The 19,929-nt window shown below is 48.1% G+C and carries 13 protein-coding genes; all 13 read left to right on the top strand.

Annotated features, from left to right (window positions below; all coding sequences use genetic code 11):
* The first annotated feature begins 16 nt into the window (after positions 1 to 16).
* The 13 genes from MHI43_RS29485 (at position 17) to MHI43_RS29425 (ending at position 19,605) form a co-directional block, all read left to right on the top strand.
* Entirely contained in the window at positions 17 to 760 is a 744-nt protein-coding gene (locus MHI43_RS29485; protein ID WP_036660296.1) for a sugar phosphate nucleotidyltransferase, read from the top strand.
* 13 nt (positions 761 to 773) lie between these two features.
* Positions 774 to 1,322 (top strand): dTDP-4-dehydrorhamnose 3,5-epimerase, encoded by a 549-nt coding sequence (gene rfbC / locus MHI43_RS29480; RefSeq protein WP_036660294.1) that lies wholly within the window; start codon positions 774 to 776, stop codon positions 1,320 to 1,322.
* Positions 1,323 to 1,333: 11 nt separating this feature from the next.
* Positions 1,334 to 2,359 (top strand): dTDP-glucose 4,6-dehydratase, encoded by a 1,026-nt coding sequence (gene rfbB / locus MHI43_RS29475; RefSeq protein ID WP_036660293.1) that lies wholly within the window; start codon positions 1,334 to 1,336, stop codon positions 2,357 to 2,359.
* A complete protein-coding gene (rfbD, locus tag MHI43_RS29470) occupies positions 2,356 to 3,222 on the top strand; it encodes a dTDP-4-dehydrorhamnose reductase (RefSeq protein WP_036660292.1) in 867 nt (288 codons plus the stop codon). The genes rfbB and rfbD overlap by 4 nt, the downstream gene beginning before the upstream one ends.
* A 200-nt stretch (positions 3,223 to 3,422) precedes the next feature.
* Positions 3,423 to 4,520 carry an acyltransferase gene (locus MHI43_RS29465; RefSeq protein ID WP_051425288.1) on the top strand — a complete coding sequence of 366 codons (1,098 nt, stop codon included), beginning with the start codon at positions 3,423 to 3,425 and terminating at the stop codon, positions 4,518 to 4,520.
* A gap of 82 nt (positions 4,521 to 4,602) precedes the next feature.
* A complete protein-coding gene (locus MHI43_RS29460) occupies positions 4,603 to 5,514 on the top strand; it encodes a glycosyltransferase family 2 protein (protein WP_036660290.1) in 912 nt (303 codons plus the stop codon).
* Entirely contained in the window at positions 5,511 to 6,911 is a 1,401-nt protein-coding gene (locus tag MHI43_RS29455; RefSeq protein ID WP_036660288.1) for an undecaprenyl-phosphate glucose phosphotransferase, read from the top strand. Before MHI43_RS29460 ends, MHI43_RS29455 begins: the two co-directional genes overlap by 4 nt.
* A 450-nt stretch (positions 6,912 to 7,361) precedes the next feature.
* Positions 7,362 to 7,967, top strand: a complete 606-nt coding sequence (locus tag MHI43_RS29450) for a methyltransferase domain-containing protein (RefSeq protein ID WP_036660287.1) — start codon at positions 7,362 to 7,364, stop codon at positions 7,965 to 7,967.
* Between the two features lie 129 nt (positions 7,968 to 8,096).
* Positions 8,097 to 8,969 (top strand): phosphatidylinositol-specific phospholipase C/glycerophosphodiester phosphodiesterase family protein, encoded by an 873-nt coding sequence (locus MHI43_RS29445; protein WP_036660286.1) that lies wholly within the window; start codon positions 8,097 to 8,099, stop codon positions 8,967 to 8,969.
* Positions 8,970 to 9,395: 426 nt separating this feature from the next.
* The gene (locus MHI43_RS29440; protein WP_036660285.1) at positions 9,396 to 10,085 is read left to right on the top strand and encodes a heptaprenylglyceryl phosphate synthase; all 690 of its coding nucleotides are present in this window, start codon (positions 9,396 to 9,398) and stop codon (positions 10,083 to 10,085) included.
* 273 nt (positions 10,086 to 10,358) lie between these two features.
* Positions 10,359 to 12,689, top strand: a complete 2,331-nt coding sequence (gene pcrA / locus MHI43_RS29435) for a DNA helicase PcrA (protein ID WP_036660283.1) — start codon at positions 10,359 to 10,361, stop codon at positions 12,687 to 12,689.
* Positions 12,690 to 12,769: 80 nt separating this feature from the next.
* Positions 12,770 to 14,782 carry an NAD-dependent DNA ligase LigA gene (gene ligA / locus MHI43_RS29430; protein ID WP_036660281.1) on the top strand — a complete coding sequence of 671 codons (2,013 nt, stop codon included), beginning with the start codon at positions 12,770 to 12,772 and terminating at the stop codon, positions 14,780 to 14,782.
* Between the two features lie 362 nt (positions 14,783 to 15,144).
* Entirely contained in the window at positions 15,145 to 19,605 is a 4,461-nt protein-coding gene (locus MHI43_RS29425; protein ID WP_036660280.1) for a S8 family serine peptidase, read from the top strand.
* Positions 19,606 to 19,929 lie beyond the last annotated feature (324 nt).

Genomic DNA, 19,929 nt, shown 5'->3' with positions numbered 1-19,929 from the left:
AAAGAAGATGAGTTCATTGAAAGGAATTATATTAGCAGGTGGCACAGGCTCACGTCTCTACCCATTAACCAAAGTTACCAATAAACATTTACTTCCCGTAGGTAAATATCCAATGATATTTCATTCTATATTTAAACTTAAACATGCAGGAATAAAAGATATTCTTGTTGTGACTGGTAAAGAGCATATGGGTGATGTTGTAAATCTCCTTGGAAGTGGAATAGAGATGGGAGTTACTTTTACTTATAAAGTTCAAGATGAAGCAGGTGGAATTGCTCAAGCATTGGATCTTGCTGAAAATTTTGTTGGTGTTGATCAAATGGTTGTTATTCTAGGAGATAATGTTTTCGAAGATGACCTCTCTAAGTTTGTTGAAAATTTTAGCGAACAGGAGAAGGGGGCTAAGATATTAATTCAACAAGTTGAAGATCCGAAAAGGTTTGGCGTTCCTGAGATACAGGGTAACCGCATTGTATCCATTGAAGAAAAGCCGAATAATCCCAAATCCAATTATGCAGTAACCGGAATTTATATGTTTGATCATCATGTGTTTGAAATTGTTAAAACACTGAAGCCTTCTGCCCGTGGTGAATTAGAGATCACAGATGTTAATAATGCATATATTGCTAGAGGTGAGCTGACTTATGATATCCTAAATGGTTGGTGGACTGATGCTGGTACACATGTTTCCTTAGCAAGGGCCAATGAGCTAGCTCGTGACTTGGTGTTTACAGAGGAATTCGGTAAATTGAAAATTTAGGAGGAGTGGGACAATGATTATCACCTCTATGGCATTAGATGGCGTTAAGCTGCTTGAACCAAAAATCCATGGGGATAATAGGGGTTTTTTTATGGAGAGCTATAACACCGCAGTTTTAAAAGAACAAAATATTGATCATTATTTCATTCAAGATAATCACTCTCTCTCATCCGATGCAGGTGTCTTGAGGGGGTTGCATTATCAGCTAAACCCCAAAGGACAAACCAAATTGGTTCGTGTCCTTTCAGGGGCAATATACGATGTTGTTGTTGATATTCGCAAAAATTCCCCCACCTTTGGCAATTGGATCGGTGTGATTCTCAGCGAGTATAATAAACGCCAGATACTGATCCCAAAAGGGTACGCACATGGATTTTGTACACTTGTTCCAAATACACAAGTTTTTTATAAAGTAGATGAATTTTATTCCCCTGAACACGACAGAGGAATATTATGGAATGATCCGGCTTTGGGGATTGATTGGCCAACTTCAAATCCGATTCTTTCAGATAAAGATAAAAACCACCCGTTACTGAAGAACGCAGAATTGAATTTTAATTAGGGGGGACTGTAATGAAATTACTTGTTACCGGCGGCGCCGGATTTATAGGAAGCAATTTTGTTATATACATGTTACAACAATATCCCACATATGAGATCGTCAACATGGATGCCTTAACTTATGCAGGGAATTTAGAGAACCTCAAATCCGTTGAAAATAACGCTAACTATACGTTTATTAAAGCGGACATCGCGAATAAAGAAGCGGTTGAACAAATTTTTGAACAGCATCAGATTGAAGTTGTGGTTAACTTTGCTGCTGAGTCTCATGTGGACCGAAGCATTTTGGAGCCGGAAGTATTTGTGAACACTAATGTGCTTGGCACTCAGGTTTTGTTGGATGCGGCCAAGAAACATAACGTAACGAAGTTTGTACAAGTATCAACCGATGAGGTTTATGGGTCACTGGGTGAAACGGGACTTTTTACTGAGGAGACGCCTCTAGCTCCCAACAGCCCGTATTCCGCTAGTAAAGCAGGAGGAGATCTACTTGTTAGAGCTTATCACGAGACCTTTGGACTCCCGGTCAATATTACCCGCTGTTCTAACAACTACGGCCCTCTTCAATTTCCAGAGAAGCTAATCCCGCTTATGATCTCCCGTGCACTTAATGATGAAGCGCTACCTGTCTACGGCGATGGGTTGAATATCCGGGATTGGTTGTACGTTGAAGATCATTGTAGTGCTATTGACTTGGTTATTCACAAAGGCGTTAGCGGTGAGGTGTATAACATAGGTGGGAATAATGAACGGACCAATGTTCATATCGTTCAAAAGATACTTCAGGAGCTCGGGAAGCCGGAGTCTCTGATTTCTTATGTAGATGATCGCCCGGGACATGATCGTCGTTATGGAATTGATCCAACGAAAATCATGAATGAACTTGGTTGGAAACCGAAATATAACTTTGAAACCGGAATTAAGGAAACAATTCAGTGGTACTTGGCCAACAAGAACTGGTGGGGAAGAATTCAATCAGGATTGTACAAAGACTATTTTTTGGAACAGTATGCTAAGCGATTAGGTGAGCAATTATGAAGGTTCTTGTAACTGGTTCAAGTGGGCAATTGGGGCAGGATGTGGTTAGGCTTCTAAAACGAACAGGCTTTAAGGTCAAGGGATATAGTAAAGAAGAATTGGATATCACTGACTTAGAACAATGCAGGAGAATTATTTCAGAGTATCGTCCAGAGTGTATTATTCACTGTGCAGCATATACTGCTGTAGATCTAGCTGAGACAAACATTGATAAAGCCTATCTTGTTAACGCAATAGGTACTCGAAATATTGTTATTGCGTCAGAGTATATTAAAGCTAAACTTGTATACATTAGCACGGATTATGTGTTTGATGGACAGAGTGAACTTCCATATCATGAGTATGATAATACAAATCCATTGAGCATTTATGGTAAATCAAAGCGTGCGGGTGAGGTGCTAGTTCAAAGTTTGGGGTCCAAATGGTTTATTGTTAGAACTTCATGGGTATTTGGACATTTTGGAAATAACTTTGTTAAAACAATGCTAAATTATGGTCAAACAAGACCGGTTCTTCAAGTAGTTAACGATCAAAAGGGATCACCGACCTTTACAAAAGATATTGCTAGATTTTTAATTGCATTAATTCAAACGGAAAAATACGGGGTTTATCATGTTTCTAATAGTAGTTTTTGCACGTGGTATGAATTCGCCAGAGCCATAAGTCAAGAGATGAACAATTTAGCGGAAAATTCATTTACAGCAATTATAGAGCCTTGTACAACGGAGTCTTATTCAAGACCCGCTCCTCGTCCTCGTAATTCAGTACTTGAGCATATAGCTATTCGGGCAAATGGGTTTGAGGATTTAAGGCCATGGCGCGATGGATTAAAGGATTTTTTATTTGAATATCATCGAGATTAACCGATTAATTTCTTTCCTTAAGCACTGAAACTTCTAAATTATCTATCCAAACCAATAAGAAGTTAAGCGAAGCAATATGAAGTTAAGCGAAGCAATATGAAGTTTAAAAGACCTTGCTTCTAATCAATTTTTTTATAAGTCTAGAGTTCATGTTGTGGTTGAGTTTCGGTGGCATTATAACCTGGTCTGGGGGTATAGGATTGGCCAACATTACTATAGAGGATTCTATTATAAATAAAGAAAATAATTATGATATTCTCAGATTCATTGCTGCATGCCTGGTTATTATTAGTCATGCATATCCTCTATCTGGTCATATGGGTGAGTTTTTTGTTTTATTTACTAAAGGCCAACAGTCGTTAGGAGATGTAGCAGTTGCTATTTTTTTTGTGATTAGTGGGTTTTTAATTTCACAGAGCTACGATAGATCTAATAATATAATACATTTTATTGCAGCAAGAATACTTAGGATATACCCAGCACTTATTGTATCTATTTTATTTGGAGCATTATTAATTGGACCGCTAGTAACAACACTGGGGATGAGGGAATATTTTTCGAGTCGCGAGACATACTCGTATCTAAAAGCAATGTTACTTTTTCCTATGCAGTGGAATCTTCCAGGAGTATTTGAATATGGTTCAGATAGAAATACATCCATAAATGGATCATTGTGGACAATCCCTTTTGAAGTGCTGTGCTACGCAGTTGTGGCTATTATTGGAATATTAAAACTTAATAAACGTCGTAATTTTATCCTTTTTTTATTTTGCTTATCCTTTTACACACTAATATATTTGCGACCTTATATTATGGGAACACCTAAAGTATATTGGCCATCATTTATCGATCTTTTTCCTTTCTTCGCAGCCGGTATGATAATGTATTATTACAGGGAGAAGATTATGATAAGTAGCTGGTATGCAAGCATATCGTTTTTTTTATTACTTTTAAGTTCCCAATTCGGTGGATTTAAGTTTGTACTACTGTTCTCCGGAACTTACTTAATAATGTACTTTGTGTATCATCCCAAGATTAAACTTCATGGATTTTCCAAATTTGGAGACTTTTCGTATGGGTTATACATTTACGCCTTTCCAGTACAGCAGACAGTTACATATTTTTTTAATAGTAAACTTTCTCCTTGGTTGAACTTGGCCATCAGTTTGCCAATTACGTTAGCCCTAGCGTTTCTTTCTTGGCATATAATTGAGAAGCATGCGATGAAATTAAAAAAATATTTCAAAAATAAAAAACAAATAGAGGTTATAGATTATCCAAAAGTTGAAGTAAGGTAGTTAAGCTATAATATTCCTTATTTCCCTACGAACTATGCTATAATGTCGATAGATTACTATATTTGTCAGGAGACGTTATGCAATGGATTTAAGCATTTTAATCGTGAACTACAATACCTGTCAGCTGACGGTGGATTGTTTGCGATCCGTGTTTGCATCGGAGACGGAATATACATACGAAGTGATTCTGATAGATAACAACTCGAAGGACGAGTCCGTTCAGACCATCCGAGAGTTATTTCCGCAGGTCAAGCTGATCGAGAACGCGGAAAATACCGGCTTTGCCAAAGCCAACAATCAGGGGATGGAAGTGGCGGAAGGCCGCTATATGCTGCTGCTAAATTCCGACACGATGATCCAGCAGGATACGATCCAGACGATGGTCGCTTTTATGGACTATAACCCGATCATAGGGGCTTCCGGCTGCAAAATCGTCCTTCCGGACGGTTCCCTGGATAAGGCCTGCAAAAGAGGGTTCCCAACGCCTTCGGCGTCCTTCTATTATGCCTTTGGTCTCAGCAAGCTGTTCCCCAACAAGCCGGAGTTTAACCAGTATCAGCTGGGGTATTTGAATCCGGACGTAGAGTATCCGGTGGATTGTTTGGTCGGTGCGTTCATGCTGGTACGCCGCGAGACGATTGATCAGGTGGGCGGGCTGGACGAGACGTTTTTTATGTACGGGGAGGATATCGACTGGTGTTATCGCATCAAGCAGGCGGGATGGGGCATTCACTATTATCCACGGACGACGATCATCCATTATAAAGGCGGCAGCGCCCGGCGCCGGCCGTTCAAGATCATTTATGAGTTCCATCGGGCGATGATTCTTTTTCATCGGAAGCATTACCGGCAGAAATACAACATATTCGTTAATGGAGCCGTGTATGCGGGCGTTGGTCTGAAATTGCTCCTGTCCCTGCTCACGAACCGGCTTAAGCCCATTCGTCCAGCAACGATAACGCAATCTTCAGGTGGAGTGGAGGTGAAATCATGATCCGCCAGAATCAGGGCTTTCTGACCAAATTGTATATGTTGACCGATTTTGCCTTTATCCAGTTGGCGTTTCTGCTCGCATGGTGGGTGAAATTCGAGAGTGGCTGGTTTCCCTATGAAGAGCCGCTACCTCTCGAAACCTATGCTTTGTGGAGTCTGGTGTACGGAGCGGTTGCGGTGGTTGTCGGCATCATGATTACCTTGTACTCGCCGAAGCGGAAAAAGCGCTTTGCCGACGAGTTCATGAAGATCTTCCAGATGCATTTCATCGGGATGTTCATTCTCCTCAGTATTATGTTTTTTGTTAAAGAGGTGGATATCTCCCGTTGGTATCTCGCCATCTACATGATTCTCAATGTAGCAATCATCATCCTATACCGTTACTTCCTTAAGAAATCCCTCAAGCATTTTCGGGAAAAAGGCTACAACCGCCAATTCGTGCTCATCGTGGGTGCAGGGTCGCTCGGCAAGCGCTTCTTCAAAAATCTGAAGCAGTATCCGGAGCTGGGGTATGAAGTCATCGGTTTCCTGGATGATTACCAGCAGTGGGACGAGATCGAAGCGAGAAGGCTTAAACCCATTTTGGGTTCGGTCGGCGATCTACATAAGGTGCTAAACGAAAAGCTCGTCGATGAGGTCGTGCTAGCACTTCCTCTAAATGCGCACCACAAGTATCCGGAGATCATTGCTGCTTGTGAAAAAGCAGGTGTCCGAACGCTAATTATCCCGGACTTTTTCGATTACCTCCCGGCACGGCCGGTGTTTGATAACTTTGCGGGTATGCCGATGATCAACGTGCGCGATATTCCGCTGGACCTGGCGGCAAACCGACTGTTCAAGCGGGCGTTTGATATCGTATTCTCGTTAGTGGCGATTATCCTCACCCTGCCGGTGATGATCGGGATTTACCTCGGTGTCCGATTGACCTCCCGGGGCCCTGTCATTTTTAAGCAGGAGCGGGTCGGGCTGAACCGCCGAAACTTTTATATGTATAAGTTCCGTTCGATGAAGCCGCTGCCGGAAGGGGCGCCGGATACGGGCTGGACGGTGGAGAATGATCCGCGCCGCACCAAGTTCGGTTCGTTTCTCCGGAAGACCAGTCTGGATGAGCTGCCGCAGTTCTTTAATGTCCTGTTCGGACATATGAGCGTGGTGGGCCCAAGACCGGAACGACCTTATTACGTTGAACAGTTCAAAGAGGAGATTCCGAAGTACATGGTGAAACACCACGTACGCCCGGGCATCACGGGGTGGGCGCAGAGCAATGGCCTGCGCGGGGATACTTCGATTGAAGAGCGGATCAAGCACGATATTTTCTACATCGAGAATTGGTCCATTCTGTTTGATATCAAAATCATTCTGCGCACGATCCGTAACGGATTCAAAAATGCATACTGATAGTAATTTTGTGATGACGTCATCCGGCATTAGCCGGATGGCGTCTTTTATTTACCTGTCCTAGAAGCATATTTCGACTAAAGCTGCTTACCAAGTCCCGTTGTAAAGATACCGAATGCTGTCGCTTCCTGTAAGTTTGTGACATAGCCGAGAAAAACTTCGGACATTCGATCCACTCCGCTCACTTCAACATGCATGTACAACACAGCGGACAATAGTAGTCTGGAATGATTTACAAAAAATAACTGTAATACTATTATAAAGAAATACTAGGTTCATCGATATTTTGCTAGAGTTTGTTCATTACGCAGGATCACAGGTTGGTTATGATGGTCCAATCTCAGTGTTATGGAGATTTCTATTGTTTTCGAAATAACCGTATTTTTATCTTGCTGCTTCATTTGCCTAAGGGAAGGATCACATCCAATACGCATTATGGGAGGAATCGATATGGAAAACGCCAAGGTCCAGGATTTCATCGAAAGCAGCCAAGAGCAATGGGACGAAGAGTACAGATCCCGCATGTGGGATTATTTATCGGACATCACGGAATATGCCAGATACTCGGTCGTGTACGGATATATCCGAAAGTTTCTTGGGGAAGAGGGCATTTTGGATATGGGATGCGGGGCCGGCCTGTTGTATGACATGCTCTTGGACGATGAAAAATCGAATTATACCGGTGTAGACCTGTCCGAGGAAGCGATTCGAATCGCATCCGGCAAAACGTCAAGGAACTTATTTCAGCGCGCGGACATCAACCATTATGTTCCTCATAAAAGCTACAACGTCATCGTTTTTAATGAATCGCTGCAGTACGTGCCTAATACCGCTAGCAAGCTATTGGAATATGCGCGTTTCCTGACTCCGAATGGCGTCATCATATCTTCCCTATATTCACATAAGAACACCCAGGATCCCGATTTTCTCATGGTAGAGCATAAGATCGGCGAAATCGAAAGCTGTGATGGGTTTGATGTCGTAGATAAAGTCAGCGTGTTTAACCACAACGCGGGATTGAAATGGTATATTCACCTTTTGAAGGCCAAGAGCTAGTGATCCGTAGCATCATAAAAATCGTTCCGTCATTTGGCAGCCGCCAAGTGGCGTTTTTTTGTTTGGCCCCTCCATTAAGCGGGTATTTACCTAGCAACAGCAATGAACGAAACAAAGGGTGGGGATACCATGAAACGGATCGCAGCTGTCCTTCTATTATTTTCCGCCATTATGATACTGCTTCTGACTCATCTGGAGATGGAGGAGGAAGCGCCGCAAGGATTCGCGGCCTATCGCTTGATTGCCCATGCCATGGGAAGCATCGGCGAACAGCCCTATACGAACGCTTATGAAGCCATGGTTGTTAACTACGAGAAAGGCACCCGGGTATTCGAGATTGATTTGATGCTGACGGAGGATCGCAAAGTCGTAGCCAGGCATGAGTGGACGGAGAGCATGACGCAGCAGCTGGGTCAAAAGGAGAAGCTTCCGGACGATAAGCAGGCCACCCGCTTAAGCCATGAGGAATTTATTAACACGCCGATTTTGGAACAATACCAGCCGATGGATATTGAGGGGATTATGGATATGATGGAGCGTCATCCCGATATCTACATCGTGACGGATACGAAGGAGCAGAAGGACCGGGATATACAGTACCTGTTCGCGGAGATTGTAAACGCTGCTACAGAACGGGATCCGAAGCTTCTGGATCGGGTCGTCGTCCAAATTTACAATGAGCCGATGCTTGATATGGTTCAGGACATCTATCCGTTTCAATCGATTATATATACGCTGTATGCCACGCAGGACTCACCTGCTGAGATCACCGCCTTCGTACAGGAGAACCACATTGACGCGGTTACCATGCCGGAGTACAAGGTCAGCCCGAATTTCGTAGCCAAGCTAAGGCAAGCGGGAGCCGTGACCTATGTCCACACCATCAATGACACGAACACCGTGAACAATTATGAAAAATGGGGCGTGTACGGCGTCTACTCGGATCTGCTGACAGAGCCGGAGCTGGAGCGGAACAGCCTGAGATATACCATAACAAAGTGACTAGAGTAGACTTAACCTTACATGTCGCGCATCATATCGCGTCCGTCTGTGGAGAAGTTTGTTTGCATCCATAATAATGCTGGGCATGGAAGTCCGTGATCTCCATAATAGATCGCGGGCTTTTTCATGCTATCAGAAAGCATAAACTTCGAAGCTTGGCCTACTTGATATCACAGAAAGCCACCATCTATATGTCTGGGATTGTGCGTCATGCGGTCTGGGATTGTACGTCGGTAGACGTTTTTCTTAACCAGGTATCCGCCCAAATCCCTTTCCAGCGGCGCAGTTCGTATATCGGCTGGACCGATAAACCGCAATTACCAAAAAAATGTTCGCATTTTATACGAACATAAATTGACTTGCTTACCGTGCTAGCATAGACTTATTTTAGTATGATAGTAACCCGTGAACGTGGAGGAATGACGCTTGAAAGAGATGATACAATCCTGGAGGCATGTGTTTAAGCTGGACCCCGACAAGGAGATCGATGACGAGACCCTGGATGCGGTATGCTTGTCAGGAACCGATGCCATTATGGTCGGAGGCTCAACCGGAGTCACCTATGAAAATACCGTGGATCTGCTGTCCCGAGTTCGGCGTTACGAGCTGCCGTGCGTGCAGGAAGTATCCGATCTGGAAGCCGTTGTACCCGGATTTGATCTATATATGGTCCCGATGGTTATGAATACGCAGGATCCGACCTGGATCATGGGCCGGCATCGCGAGGGAATCGAACGCTACGGGTACATGATCCCGTGGGATCTGGTCGTGACCGAGGGGTATATCGTGTTGAACGAGAACGCTGCAGTGGCCAAATTGACCGGTGCAGAGACTTCGATTGAAGCGAGCGCGGCTGCCGCTTATGCCCAGATTGCGGACAAGCTGATGAATCTGCCGATCGTGTATCTGGAATACAGCGGCGCGTTCGGGGACATGGAAACGGTCCGCACGGTTCGAAGATCGCTGGATAACGCCCGTTTGTTCTACGGCGGCGGAATAACCAATGCCGAGCAGGCGCTGAAGGCTGCAACTATTTCGGACACGATCGTTGTGGGCAACGTGGTGTACGATCATCTGGAGCAGGCGCTCGAAACAGTCAAGGCAATTAAGGGCTGATGGGTCCTATTAACTGATCTGCTGAAAAATATAGTGTCGCGTTAAGTCAGCCAGCTCAGGCTCTATAATCGCTTTTTCAATTCCTCTGCCGGTAAGCATGTATTTATTCATTGAATATCCATGCAGAACGCACCGTGCTTTAGACAGGCAGCATTCAGTACGATTCATCATCTTTAAATAAATCTATATGCCAGACTCAAACCTTTTTTGATCGTTACACCTTTACCCAAGCTTATCCCTTATCAAATCTACATCTATTAGGAGGCAATGTTTATGCATTCCATTGACATACACGACGCCGTCAGACGTCTCAATCCACAGCAGCGCCAGGCCGTTGAAGCAACCGACGGACCGCTGCTCATTATGGCCGGAGCCGGTTCCGGCAAGACGCGGGTGCTGACGCACCGGATCGCGTACCTGATCGCCACGCGCAAAGCCGCACCATGGAGCATCCTGGCGATTACGTTTACGAATAAGGCAGCCCGCGAGATGCAGGAGCGGGTATCCAAGCTGGTCGGCCGGGAAGGCCAGGACATCTGGGTATCAACATTCCACTCCATGTGTGTGAGGATTTTGCGCAGAGACATTGAACGGATTGGCTTTACCTCGAATTTCAGTATTCTGGACTCTACCGATCAGTTGTCCGTAATTCGGAACGTGATGAAACATCACAACATCGATCCGAAGAAATTCGAGCCGAAGGCGGTTCAAGCGGCCATGAGCGCCGCGAAGAATGAACTGATCTCCCCGCAGCAGTATGAACAGAAAGCCGGAGACTATTTTGAAACCCTTGTAGCCAAGGTTTACACCGAATACCAAAAACGCTTGAAGAGCAACAATTCGCTTGATTTCGACGATCTGATCATGACCACGATCCAGCTGTTTAAGGAAGTGCCGGAGGTACTCGACTTCTACCAGCGCAAATTCCAGTACATCCACGTGGATGAATACCAGGATACCAACCGGGCGCAGTACATGCTCTGCCGCATGCTGGCGGACAGCCATCACCGCATCTGCGTTGTCGGGGACAGCGACCAGTCGATCTACCGCTGGCGCGGCGCGGATATCACGAATATCCTGAATTTTGAGCAGGATTACCCGGAGGCGCGCACGATTCTGCTGGAGCAGAATTACCGTTCGACAGCGAACATTTTGAACGCTGCCAACAATGTTATTGGCCTGAACACGGGCCGCAAGCCGAAGAATCTGTGGACCGAGCAGGGTGAAGGACCGAAGATCAAAGTGTTCCGCGGGGATACGGAGCATGATGAGGGGTATTTTGTCACCTCGGAAATTAGCAAGAACATCAAGGACGGCAAGAGCTATCAGGACCACGCGATTCTGTATCGGACCAACGCGCAGTCCCGGGTGATCGAGGAAATTCTGATCAAGTCGGATATTCCGTACCAGATCGTCGGCGGCATCAAGTTCTACGATCGCAAAGAGATCAAGGACATGCTTGCTTATCTGCGCCTGATTTCCAACCCGGACGACGATATCAGCTTGACGCGGATCATTAACGTGCCAAAAAGAAGCATCGGCGACACAACCGTCGCGAAGCTGGCTGCAGCAGCCGGAGAGCGGGGCATCTCGATCTTCCGCGTGCTGGAAATTGTGGACGACCTCGGTTTTGCCGGACGGACGCGCAATGCGCTGGTGGGCTTCTACGACATGATTGCCGCGCTCAGCCGAATGGTCGAGTTTCTGTCGGTGACCGAGCTTACGGAAAAAATTCTCGAGATGTCCGAGTACCGCCTCGAGCTCCAGAACGAGAATACGATCGAATCCAGATCCCGTCTCGAGAACATCGACGAGTTCCTGTCGGTGACGCAAGAGTTCGAGAAGAACAACGAGGATAAGTCGCTCGTCTCCTTCCTCACGGATCTTGCGCTGATCGCGGATATCGACTCGATGAACGATGACGAGGAAGAACGTGACGATGCCGTCGTGCTCATGACCATGCACAGCGCCAAAGGCCTGGAGTTCCCGGTGGTATTCATCATCGGTATGGAGGAAGGAGTATTCCCGCACAGCCGTGCCTTTATGGATAACGAGGAGCTGGAAGAAGAACGCCGACTTGCTTATGTAGGCATCACGCGCGCCGAGAAGCAGTTGTTCTTATCCTGTGCGCGCATGCGTACCTTATTTGGCCGCACGACGGCGAACATGCCATCGCGATTTCTGGAGGAAATCCCGGAAGAGCTGAAGGAAGACACTCAGATGGCGCATGACCGCTACCGCCGAGGCGGCGGAAGCAATGTAGGTGGTTCCTATGCGGGACGCGGCTTCGGCGGCGGTGGAGGCAGCAACTTTGGCGGCGGCCGCAGCGTGGACCTCTCCCTCAGCGGATCGACCGCATCCGCGCAAGCCACGCCGAAGAGCCGGGTGACGATGACAACCGGTGGGTCATCCCGTTCAGCGGCTGCCTCGGGCAGCGGCGATTTTAAGGCCGGCGACAAAGTCGCCCATGGCAAATGGGGGACCGGTACGATCGTAGCGGTGAAGGGCAGCGGCAACGACATGGAATTGCAGATTGCATTCCCGGCGCCTGTGGGCGTGAAACGCCTGCTTGCCGGCTTTGCGCCGATTACGAAGGTGGAATAAAGGATAGAACTAGGTAAATATGCATCTAAAGCAGCGTGACCCATGATGGCCTTATTATATTGAAGGAGGATTGCCCCTGCATGGATTTCAAGGAAAAGATGGAGAAGCTCATTGCGGAGCTGAACAATTACAATTACCATTACTACACGCTGGATCAGCCGCTTGTAAGTGACAAGGAGTATGACGCCCTGTACGACCAGCTGGTAGCGTTGGAGGCAGAGACCGGAGTGATGCTCCCGGATTCTCCGACCCAGCGGGTGGGCGGGGAGATTCTGAAGGGTTTTGCCCCGCACCGCCATTTGGCTCCGTTATGGAGTCTCGATAAAGCCCAGAACATCGAGCAGCTCCGTACCTGGCATGATCGCGTGGTCAGGCTGGTCAATGACTATAATACGAAGAATCCCGGCAATCCTCTGCCGTCGCCTTGTTATGCACTGGAGCTGAAGTTTGACGGGCTGACGCTGAATCTGACCTATCAGGACGGCAAGCTCGTTCAAGCATCGACACGGGGGAACGGAACGGTAGGCGAAGGCATTTTGGCTCAGGTGAAGACCATCAAGTCGGTGCCAATGACGATCCCGTACGCGGAAGGCACGATCGAAGTGCAGGGCGAGGGCATCATGAACCTGTCCGTGCTGGAACAATACAATCAAACCGCGGCCGAGCCGCTCAAGAACGCGCGCAATGCTGCTGCAGGAGCGCTTCGCAATCTGAATCCGAAGGTGACGGCCGAGCGTAAGCTGAACGCGTACTTCTACAATGTCGGCTACTCGGATGGAATCACTTTTGCCGACCACAAGGAAATGATGGATTTCCTGCGCGAGAACCGGCTCAAGGTCAACCCGTACATTTTCTATTTCGAGCAGTTTGATGATGTGATGGAGCAGCTGGCCGATATCGAAAAACGCCGCTCCGAGCTCGATTACCTCATTGACGGGGCGGTTGTGAAGGTGACCGATTTCCGCATCCGCGAGGTGCTCGGATATACCGACAAGTTCCCGCGCTGGGCGGTCGCTTACAAATTCGAAGCGGAAGAAACCACGACCGTGCTGCAGTCGGTTACCTGGAATGTGGGACGGACCGGAAAAATCACGCCACTAGCCCGTGTAGAGCCTGTTGAGCTTGCCGGAGTTACGGTGCAAAATTGTACGCTGAACAATATCGGGGATATTGAGCGCAAAAATCTCAAGTTCGCGCTGGGCTCGCGGGTCTTCATTCGCCGTTCGAATGACGTCATTCCCGAGATCCTCGGCAAAGTGACGGAGGAGCAGGATGGCGAAGAGATCCTGTATCCGGAACAGTGTCCATCCTGCGGATTTCCGCTGGAACAGCGCGGCGCCCACCTCTTCTGCAACAACAAGACGGGGTGCAAGCCGCAAATCGTGGCCCGGATCACGCATTTTGCCTCCAGGGACGCCATGGACATTGAGACGTTCAGCGATAAAACCGCGATCCAGTTATATGATGAATTGGGCGTGAGAGAACCTGCTGATCTTTACACGCTATCTTTTGACAGTTTGCTGAAGCTGGAGCGCTTCGGCGAGAAAAAAGCCCAGAATCTGCTGGATGCCCTCGAGAAGAGCAAGGAGCGGGATCTTGCATCGTTCCTATTTGCACTGGGCATACCGAATACCGGCAAATCCACAACCAAAATGCTGGCCGATCACTACCGTGATCTGAACCGCGTGATGGCCGCGACCGCGGAAGAATTGGTCGAGCTGCCGGACGTGGGCGGCATCGTGGCCGACAGCATCGCGGGATACTTCGCCGACCCGTTTGCCCAAGCAAGCATCCAGAAGATGCTCTCGCTGGGCGTCCAAGCGAAAGCGCCGGAAGCGCCGAAGCCGGTCAGCACGGATTCCTACTTCAGCGGCAAAACGGTTGTGCTGACAGGCACCCTCCATCTGCTGACCCGCGAAGAGGCAACCGAACGCTTGGAAGCGCTCGGAGCGAAGGTCACAGGCAGCGTATCCAAGAAAACCGACCTCCTCATTGCAGGCGAAAAAGCCGGCAGCAAGCTGGCCAAAGCCCAGCAGCTCGGCATCGACATCCTGGAGGACGAAGAAGAGTTCGTGCGGTTGCTAAACGAATAACAGCATACCCTGGATATATTTTGAAATATCAGTTGAACCCATAAGAACCGAGGCTATCGATAGCCTCGGTTTTTTCTTTTTCCCGAATTCCTTTCTCCTCCCTTACTTGCGATGTAAGCCATATTTTCCTTGAATCTATGACGTTTTCGGTCATTCGTCAAAAGCTCCTAAACATTCGACTGAATTTAACAAAAACATACAGAAAAGGATGAAGGAATCTAATTTTGGATTCTAGAATAATTTACCACGGGTCAGTCTTATGCGGAAAGGAGTGGATACCATCGTTAGGCAGCGCAGATATGCTGATGACATCCCGGACCCTAATTTGATTGGGAAATCTATCTTATGGGAGGGGCAAAGCCTTGAGTAAAAAGTTATGGTCTGCACTACTAAGTTTTATTTTAACGCTATCATTGGTTGTACCAGCGGCCGGGGCGGCTCCGTCAGAACGGCAGATCGAGCTGGACAACCCGCTCAGTGCCGAAGAAGCTAGGCAGTTAAAGGATATGCTGAAACAGCGAGCTAAGCTTGCGGAGTTTCCCGCGCTTGATCAAAGCCTGCAAAGATCGGCCGGGGGGCCTACAAGGGTTATCGTAGAATTGTCGACCGAACCAGTGGCTCTGGCCAAAGGGCTTTCCTCTATTCAGGGCCAATCCTTTAGTTCTTCCGCGGAGGCGAAGGTCGAGGCACAGGTACAACTGGAGCAGCAGACTTTTATACGCAGCCTGAACACGAAGAACATCACGCATGAAATCTCCGATCAATATAGCTACGCATTCAACGGGGTGTCCATGGAGATCGATGGCAGCAAGGTTGAAGCGCTGCTGGATATCCCTGGCGTTCTAGGCGTTTATCCCGATCTGGAGGTAACGGTTGGCCCGAAGGGCGAAGTGAATCCATACATGAAAGACACGGGGCCGTTCATCGGTGCTCCTGATGTCTGGGATCTCGGATATACGGGCAAAGGCATTAAAGTCGGCGTTATTGATACAGGTATTGACTACGCTCACCCGGTTTTGAAGGATGCTTATAAGGGCGGGTACGACTTTGTCGACAATGATAATGATCCTTATGAGACGACTCCGCTCGACTGGGAGAATGATCCCTCCAATCCCCCGCAGGTCGATGACAGGGGGAGCACGTATTGGACCGATCATGGAACGCACGTAGCGGGTACCATCGGAGCCCGCGATGCCGGCGAATATGGAGTCGTGGGCATTGCACCCGAAGCGGATATCTATGCTTACCGCGTTCTTGGGCCGTACGGAAGCGGCTATTCCAGCTGGGTACTTGGAGGTATTGACCGTTCCGTTCAGGACGGAATGGATATAATCAACCTCTCCCTGGGCAATTCCCGAAATGATCCGGATTATGTAACGTCCGTAGCACTTAACAATGCTGCGCTGGCTGGTGTCACGCCGGTTGTTGCAAGCGGCAATACAGGACCAAACCGCTGGACGGTTGGATCGCCGGGGGCGGCGGCATTTCCGATTACGGTAGGAAACTCCACGGGTCCAAGCGACGAAATGGCGGCAACATCGCACTTTTTCACGGACGCGGAATTGCCGGGCGAGCCCATTGAAAACAATGAGGGAACGGTTGAGCTTGGAGCAGGGCCAACACCATCCGTCACGCATGACGAGCAGGCAGAAGTACAGCTCGATGAAGCTGCCCAGGCGGCATCGACCGACGATGCGGCTGCTATGGATGAGACAGCACCTTCCGTCGATCCGGAGCAGGAGTCAGTTCAATCGGGTGACGGCGCAGCAGAGGAGCCAGCCACTGATGAAGTGCCTGTTGAATCTGCCGACGATGAAGTAGCCCCTCAGGCTGACGATGCCGCTCCGGTTACCGTGGTAGATGCTACGTATAAGCTTGAATTAATGGCGTGGAATCTCGCCGAGGACCCGGAAGTCGTCCTGAATGGGGATTTCGGACTGATTTATGCGGATCTAGGTAAACCAGAGGATTTCGCTGGCAAAGACGTAGCGGGCAAAATCGCATTGATTAAACGCGGCGAACTCGCCTTCGTCGAAAAAATTGCGAACGCTAAGGCAGCAGGCGCGACGGGTGCCATCGTATTCAACCAGAACCCTGGCCCGATCGGCGTCTTGCTCGGAGACAGCTTTGCCTTCATTCCAACCTTTAGTATGAGCAAAGAAGACGGCGATTATATCAAATCGCTGCTCGATGCCAACCCGGATCTGAAAGTGAATTTCACGGACTTTATTAAGAACCGAACCGCAGGCGATGAAATCAACGATTCCAGCTCCAGAGGCCCAGCCAAGAAGACACTGGATATCAAGCCTGACGTGGTAGCGCCGGGTACGAGCATTTTGTCATCCGTTCCGGCATACGGGAAGGACATTGCTGGTGCAGATTACAGTCAGTCCTATGACCGTTTAACAGGCACCAGTATGGCGTCCCCGCATGTGGCAGGGCTTGCGGCTCTCATCCTGGAGAAGCACAACGACTGGACTCCGTTCGATGTCAAAGTCGCCTTGATGAATAATGCCAAAGTGCTGAATACCGAATCCTACGATGTGACGGATCAAGGGGCCGGGCGCGTACAGGCGCTCCAGACCATCCAGGCAGAGGCGCTGGTGAAGGTGTTGGACAAGACTTCGTATCAAGAGAACGGAACAAGTAAAGAGCAGGATAATATTACTGGAAGCATTAACTTTGGTAATTTTACAGGAGCAACCGAACAAACCGTTCAGAAGAAAGTAAAAGTAGAACAGATTGGTGACATTGGCGGACGGTTTGAGGTCGAGGTTACTACAACGCAATCAACCCCTGGAGTAGCTGTTACAGTGGATCAATCTTCCTTTGATCTAAATGGAGAGAAAGAACTGGTTGTAACGCTTCAAGTTCCGGCAGGTGTATCAGGAGTTTCGGAACAGCAAGGCTACATTACTTTTAAAAACGAAACCCGCACTTACTCTGTACCATACGTAGCTTACTTCAATCTCGAGATGACCGGCGTCAAATATACGAAGGTCTACAGTGAGAACGAGAACTATCTGCCGCATTTCCCTTTGAATGAACAAGGAGAGCTGGGCGAACTGAATATAGGTTTTGAATTCTATAATCCTATGGGAATCGTGATCGTAGATTTGTATGACAGCCTTCATCCAGAATCAGGACCAGATCAAGATGGATTGATTGGGCAAATTTTTGGTACGGATGAGTATCTTTTTGATGCTAATACGGAATATACACACTACTGGGATGGTGAGTACCTCAACTACACATCCGAGGAAATCGAGAAGGTTAAAGACGGCCTGTATTCGGTTGAACTTCTCTCTCTCGGTACTAATGGGAATGTTTATTCGGATTATGCCACAATTCCTTTTTTCGTGAAGAGATCCGCACCTGAGGTCAAAACTGAGCTTGATGTCAAAATCTCCGGCAAGAACAAGCCTGCACTAACCGGCACGATCGATGACCTCTATGTAACGGTAGTTCCAGCAATGTGGGATGAATGGACGATTGATTTTGACGTCAGCGAATGGCTGGATGCCACTTATGTGATTAAAAGAGCCAATAAAACGGTAGCGAAGGAAGGCAGCTTTGATGTCGAGCAGGATGGCGACTTTACCATCGCACTGGACGGATTGGCTTCGGGCAACTATACCGTCGAGCTTTCCGTCAAGGATCGCCAAGGCCTTGAAGGTAAAGCGACGGTTAACCTGCAATTGACAGGCGCACCTGGACCGGGCAACCCGGACCCGGGTAATGGCGGAGGATCCGGCGGCGGTTCCACGGGAACCCCGTCCACTCCTGCACCTGTAGTATCGGGCGATGCCAAAGTAACGGCGAAGAAAAATGCGGATGGCACCGAGTCCGCAACGGCGGCTCTGTCTGAAGCAGTGGTTACGGCAGGAATTACAGGTGACAGCAAGGAAGTGAAGCTGGACATATCGAAGCTGGATTTCAGCAAATACAGCGACGTGGCTCTTACTCTTGGTAAGGCAGCAATCGATAAACTGAAAGCATCAGGCAAACCGCTTGTTATCACGGGTAATGGTTTTACCTTGACGGTGCCTGTCGATGCCCTGGATGATTTCACGACGAGCAGCGGATTCAGTTTGACGGTTTCCGTAGCTGCAAGCAAAGCGGGATCCGGGAACACCTTGAACGCTGTATCCCCAATCGTTTCGGTCAAACACGGGGACAAGTTTAAACATCCGCTTTTACTGACATTGAATTATGACCATACAAAAGTGAAGGATACACGCAAGGTAGGTGCCTACGTGCAGTCGGAAAAAGGAGACCTGCAATCCGCAGGATTGCTGCAATCGGCTGAGCGCGGATCGATCACGTTCCGTATCAACGGACCGGGTTCTTATGCAGCTGCCGAGAATAACGTAACCTTTAACGACATCGTCAGCCACTGGGCTAAGGATGAGATTGAAGTTGCTGCCTCGCAGCATATCACGAACGGTACCGGTGCAGGACGGTTCTCGCCGAACAATGCGGTAACCCGTGCCGAATTTGCGACGCTGCTTGATCGCATTTTCGAGACAGGCATCGATTGGGAAACACGCAGCAAAGAAGCGGGGGCGAAGCATCCGCTGACCCGCGAGGACATGGTAGTCATGATTGCGGAAGCGTTGAAGATGGATTCCGAGACGGCATCCTTGTCATTTAGCGACACGAATCTGATTTCGGAGGATGCACGTGCGGCCGTGGCCTTTGCCGTAAACGAAGGACTGGTGAAGGGAGTGAGTGGTAACCGGTTTGCACCGGGCGAGACTTCCACTCGGGCACAGGTATCCGTCATTGTGTACCGTTTGCTGGATTATCTGAACAAAATCTAATGAAAGCTAAGCTGCTTCAATACAATTCAGGTTGAGCTAAAAGAGGAGCTGCTCCAAAGTCATGCGACTTGACGGGGCATCTCCTCTTTTTTAATGCGCTCGCTGCTTGTTAGATTCAACAAATAGGTTGATTCGATATTCCAGCGCGTGTAATATTTTGGTAACGCCTGAATTCGATGAAGGGTGGGAGGAAATGAGATATAGAACAGTGTTCTATGCAACCATTGCAATCGTGCTATTTTTCGTTATAGTTCCTGTACTGGGGAATCAGGTTGAGGGATCAGATGCCGGAGCTATTCAGTTGGGCTTCGAGTGGGTTACTAA

Source organism: Paenibacillus sp. FSL H8-0457 (assembly GCF_038051935.1).
GTDB classification, from domain to species: Bacteria; Bacillota; Bacilli; order Paenibacillales; family Paenibacillaceae; genus Paenibacillus_AQ; species Paenibacillus_AQ lautus_A.
The sequence above is the reverse complement of the archived record's forward strand: the minus strand, read 5'-3'. Positions and strand labels throughout refer to the sequence as shown.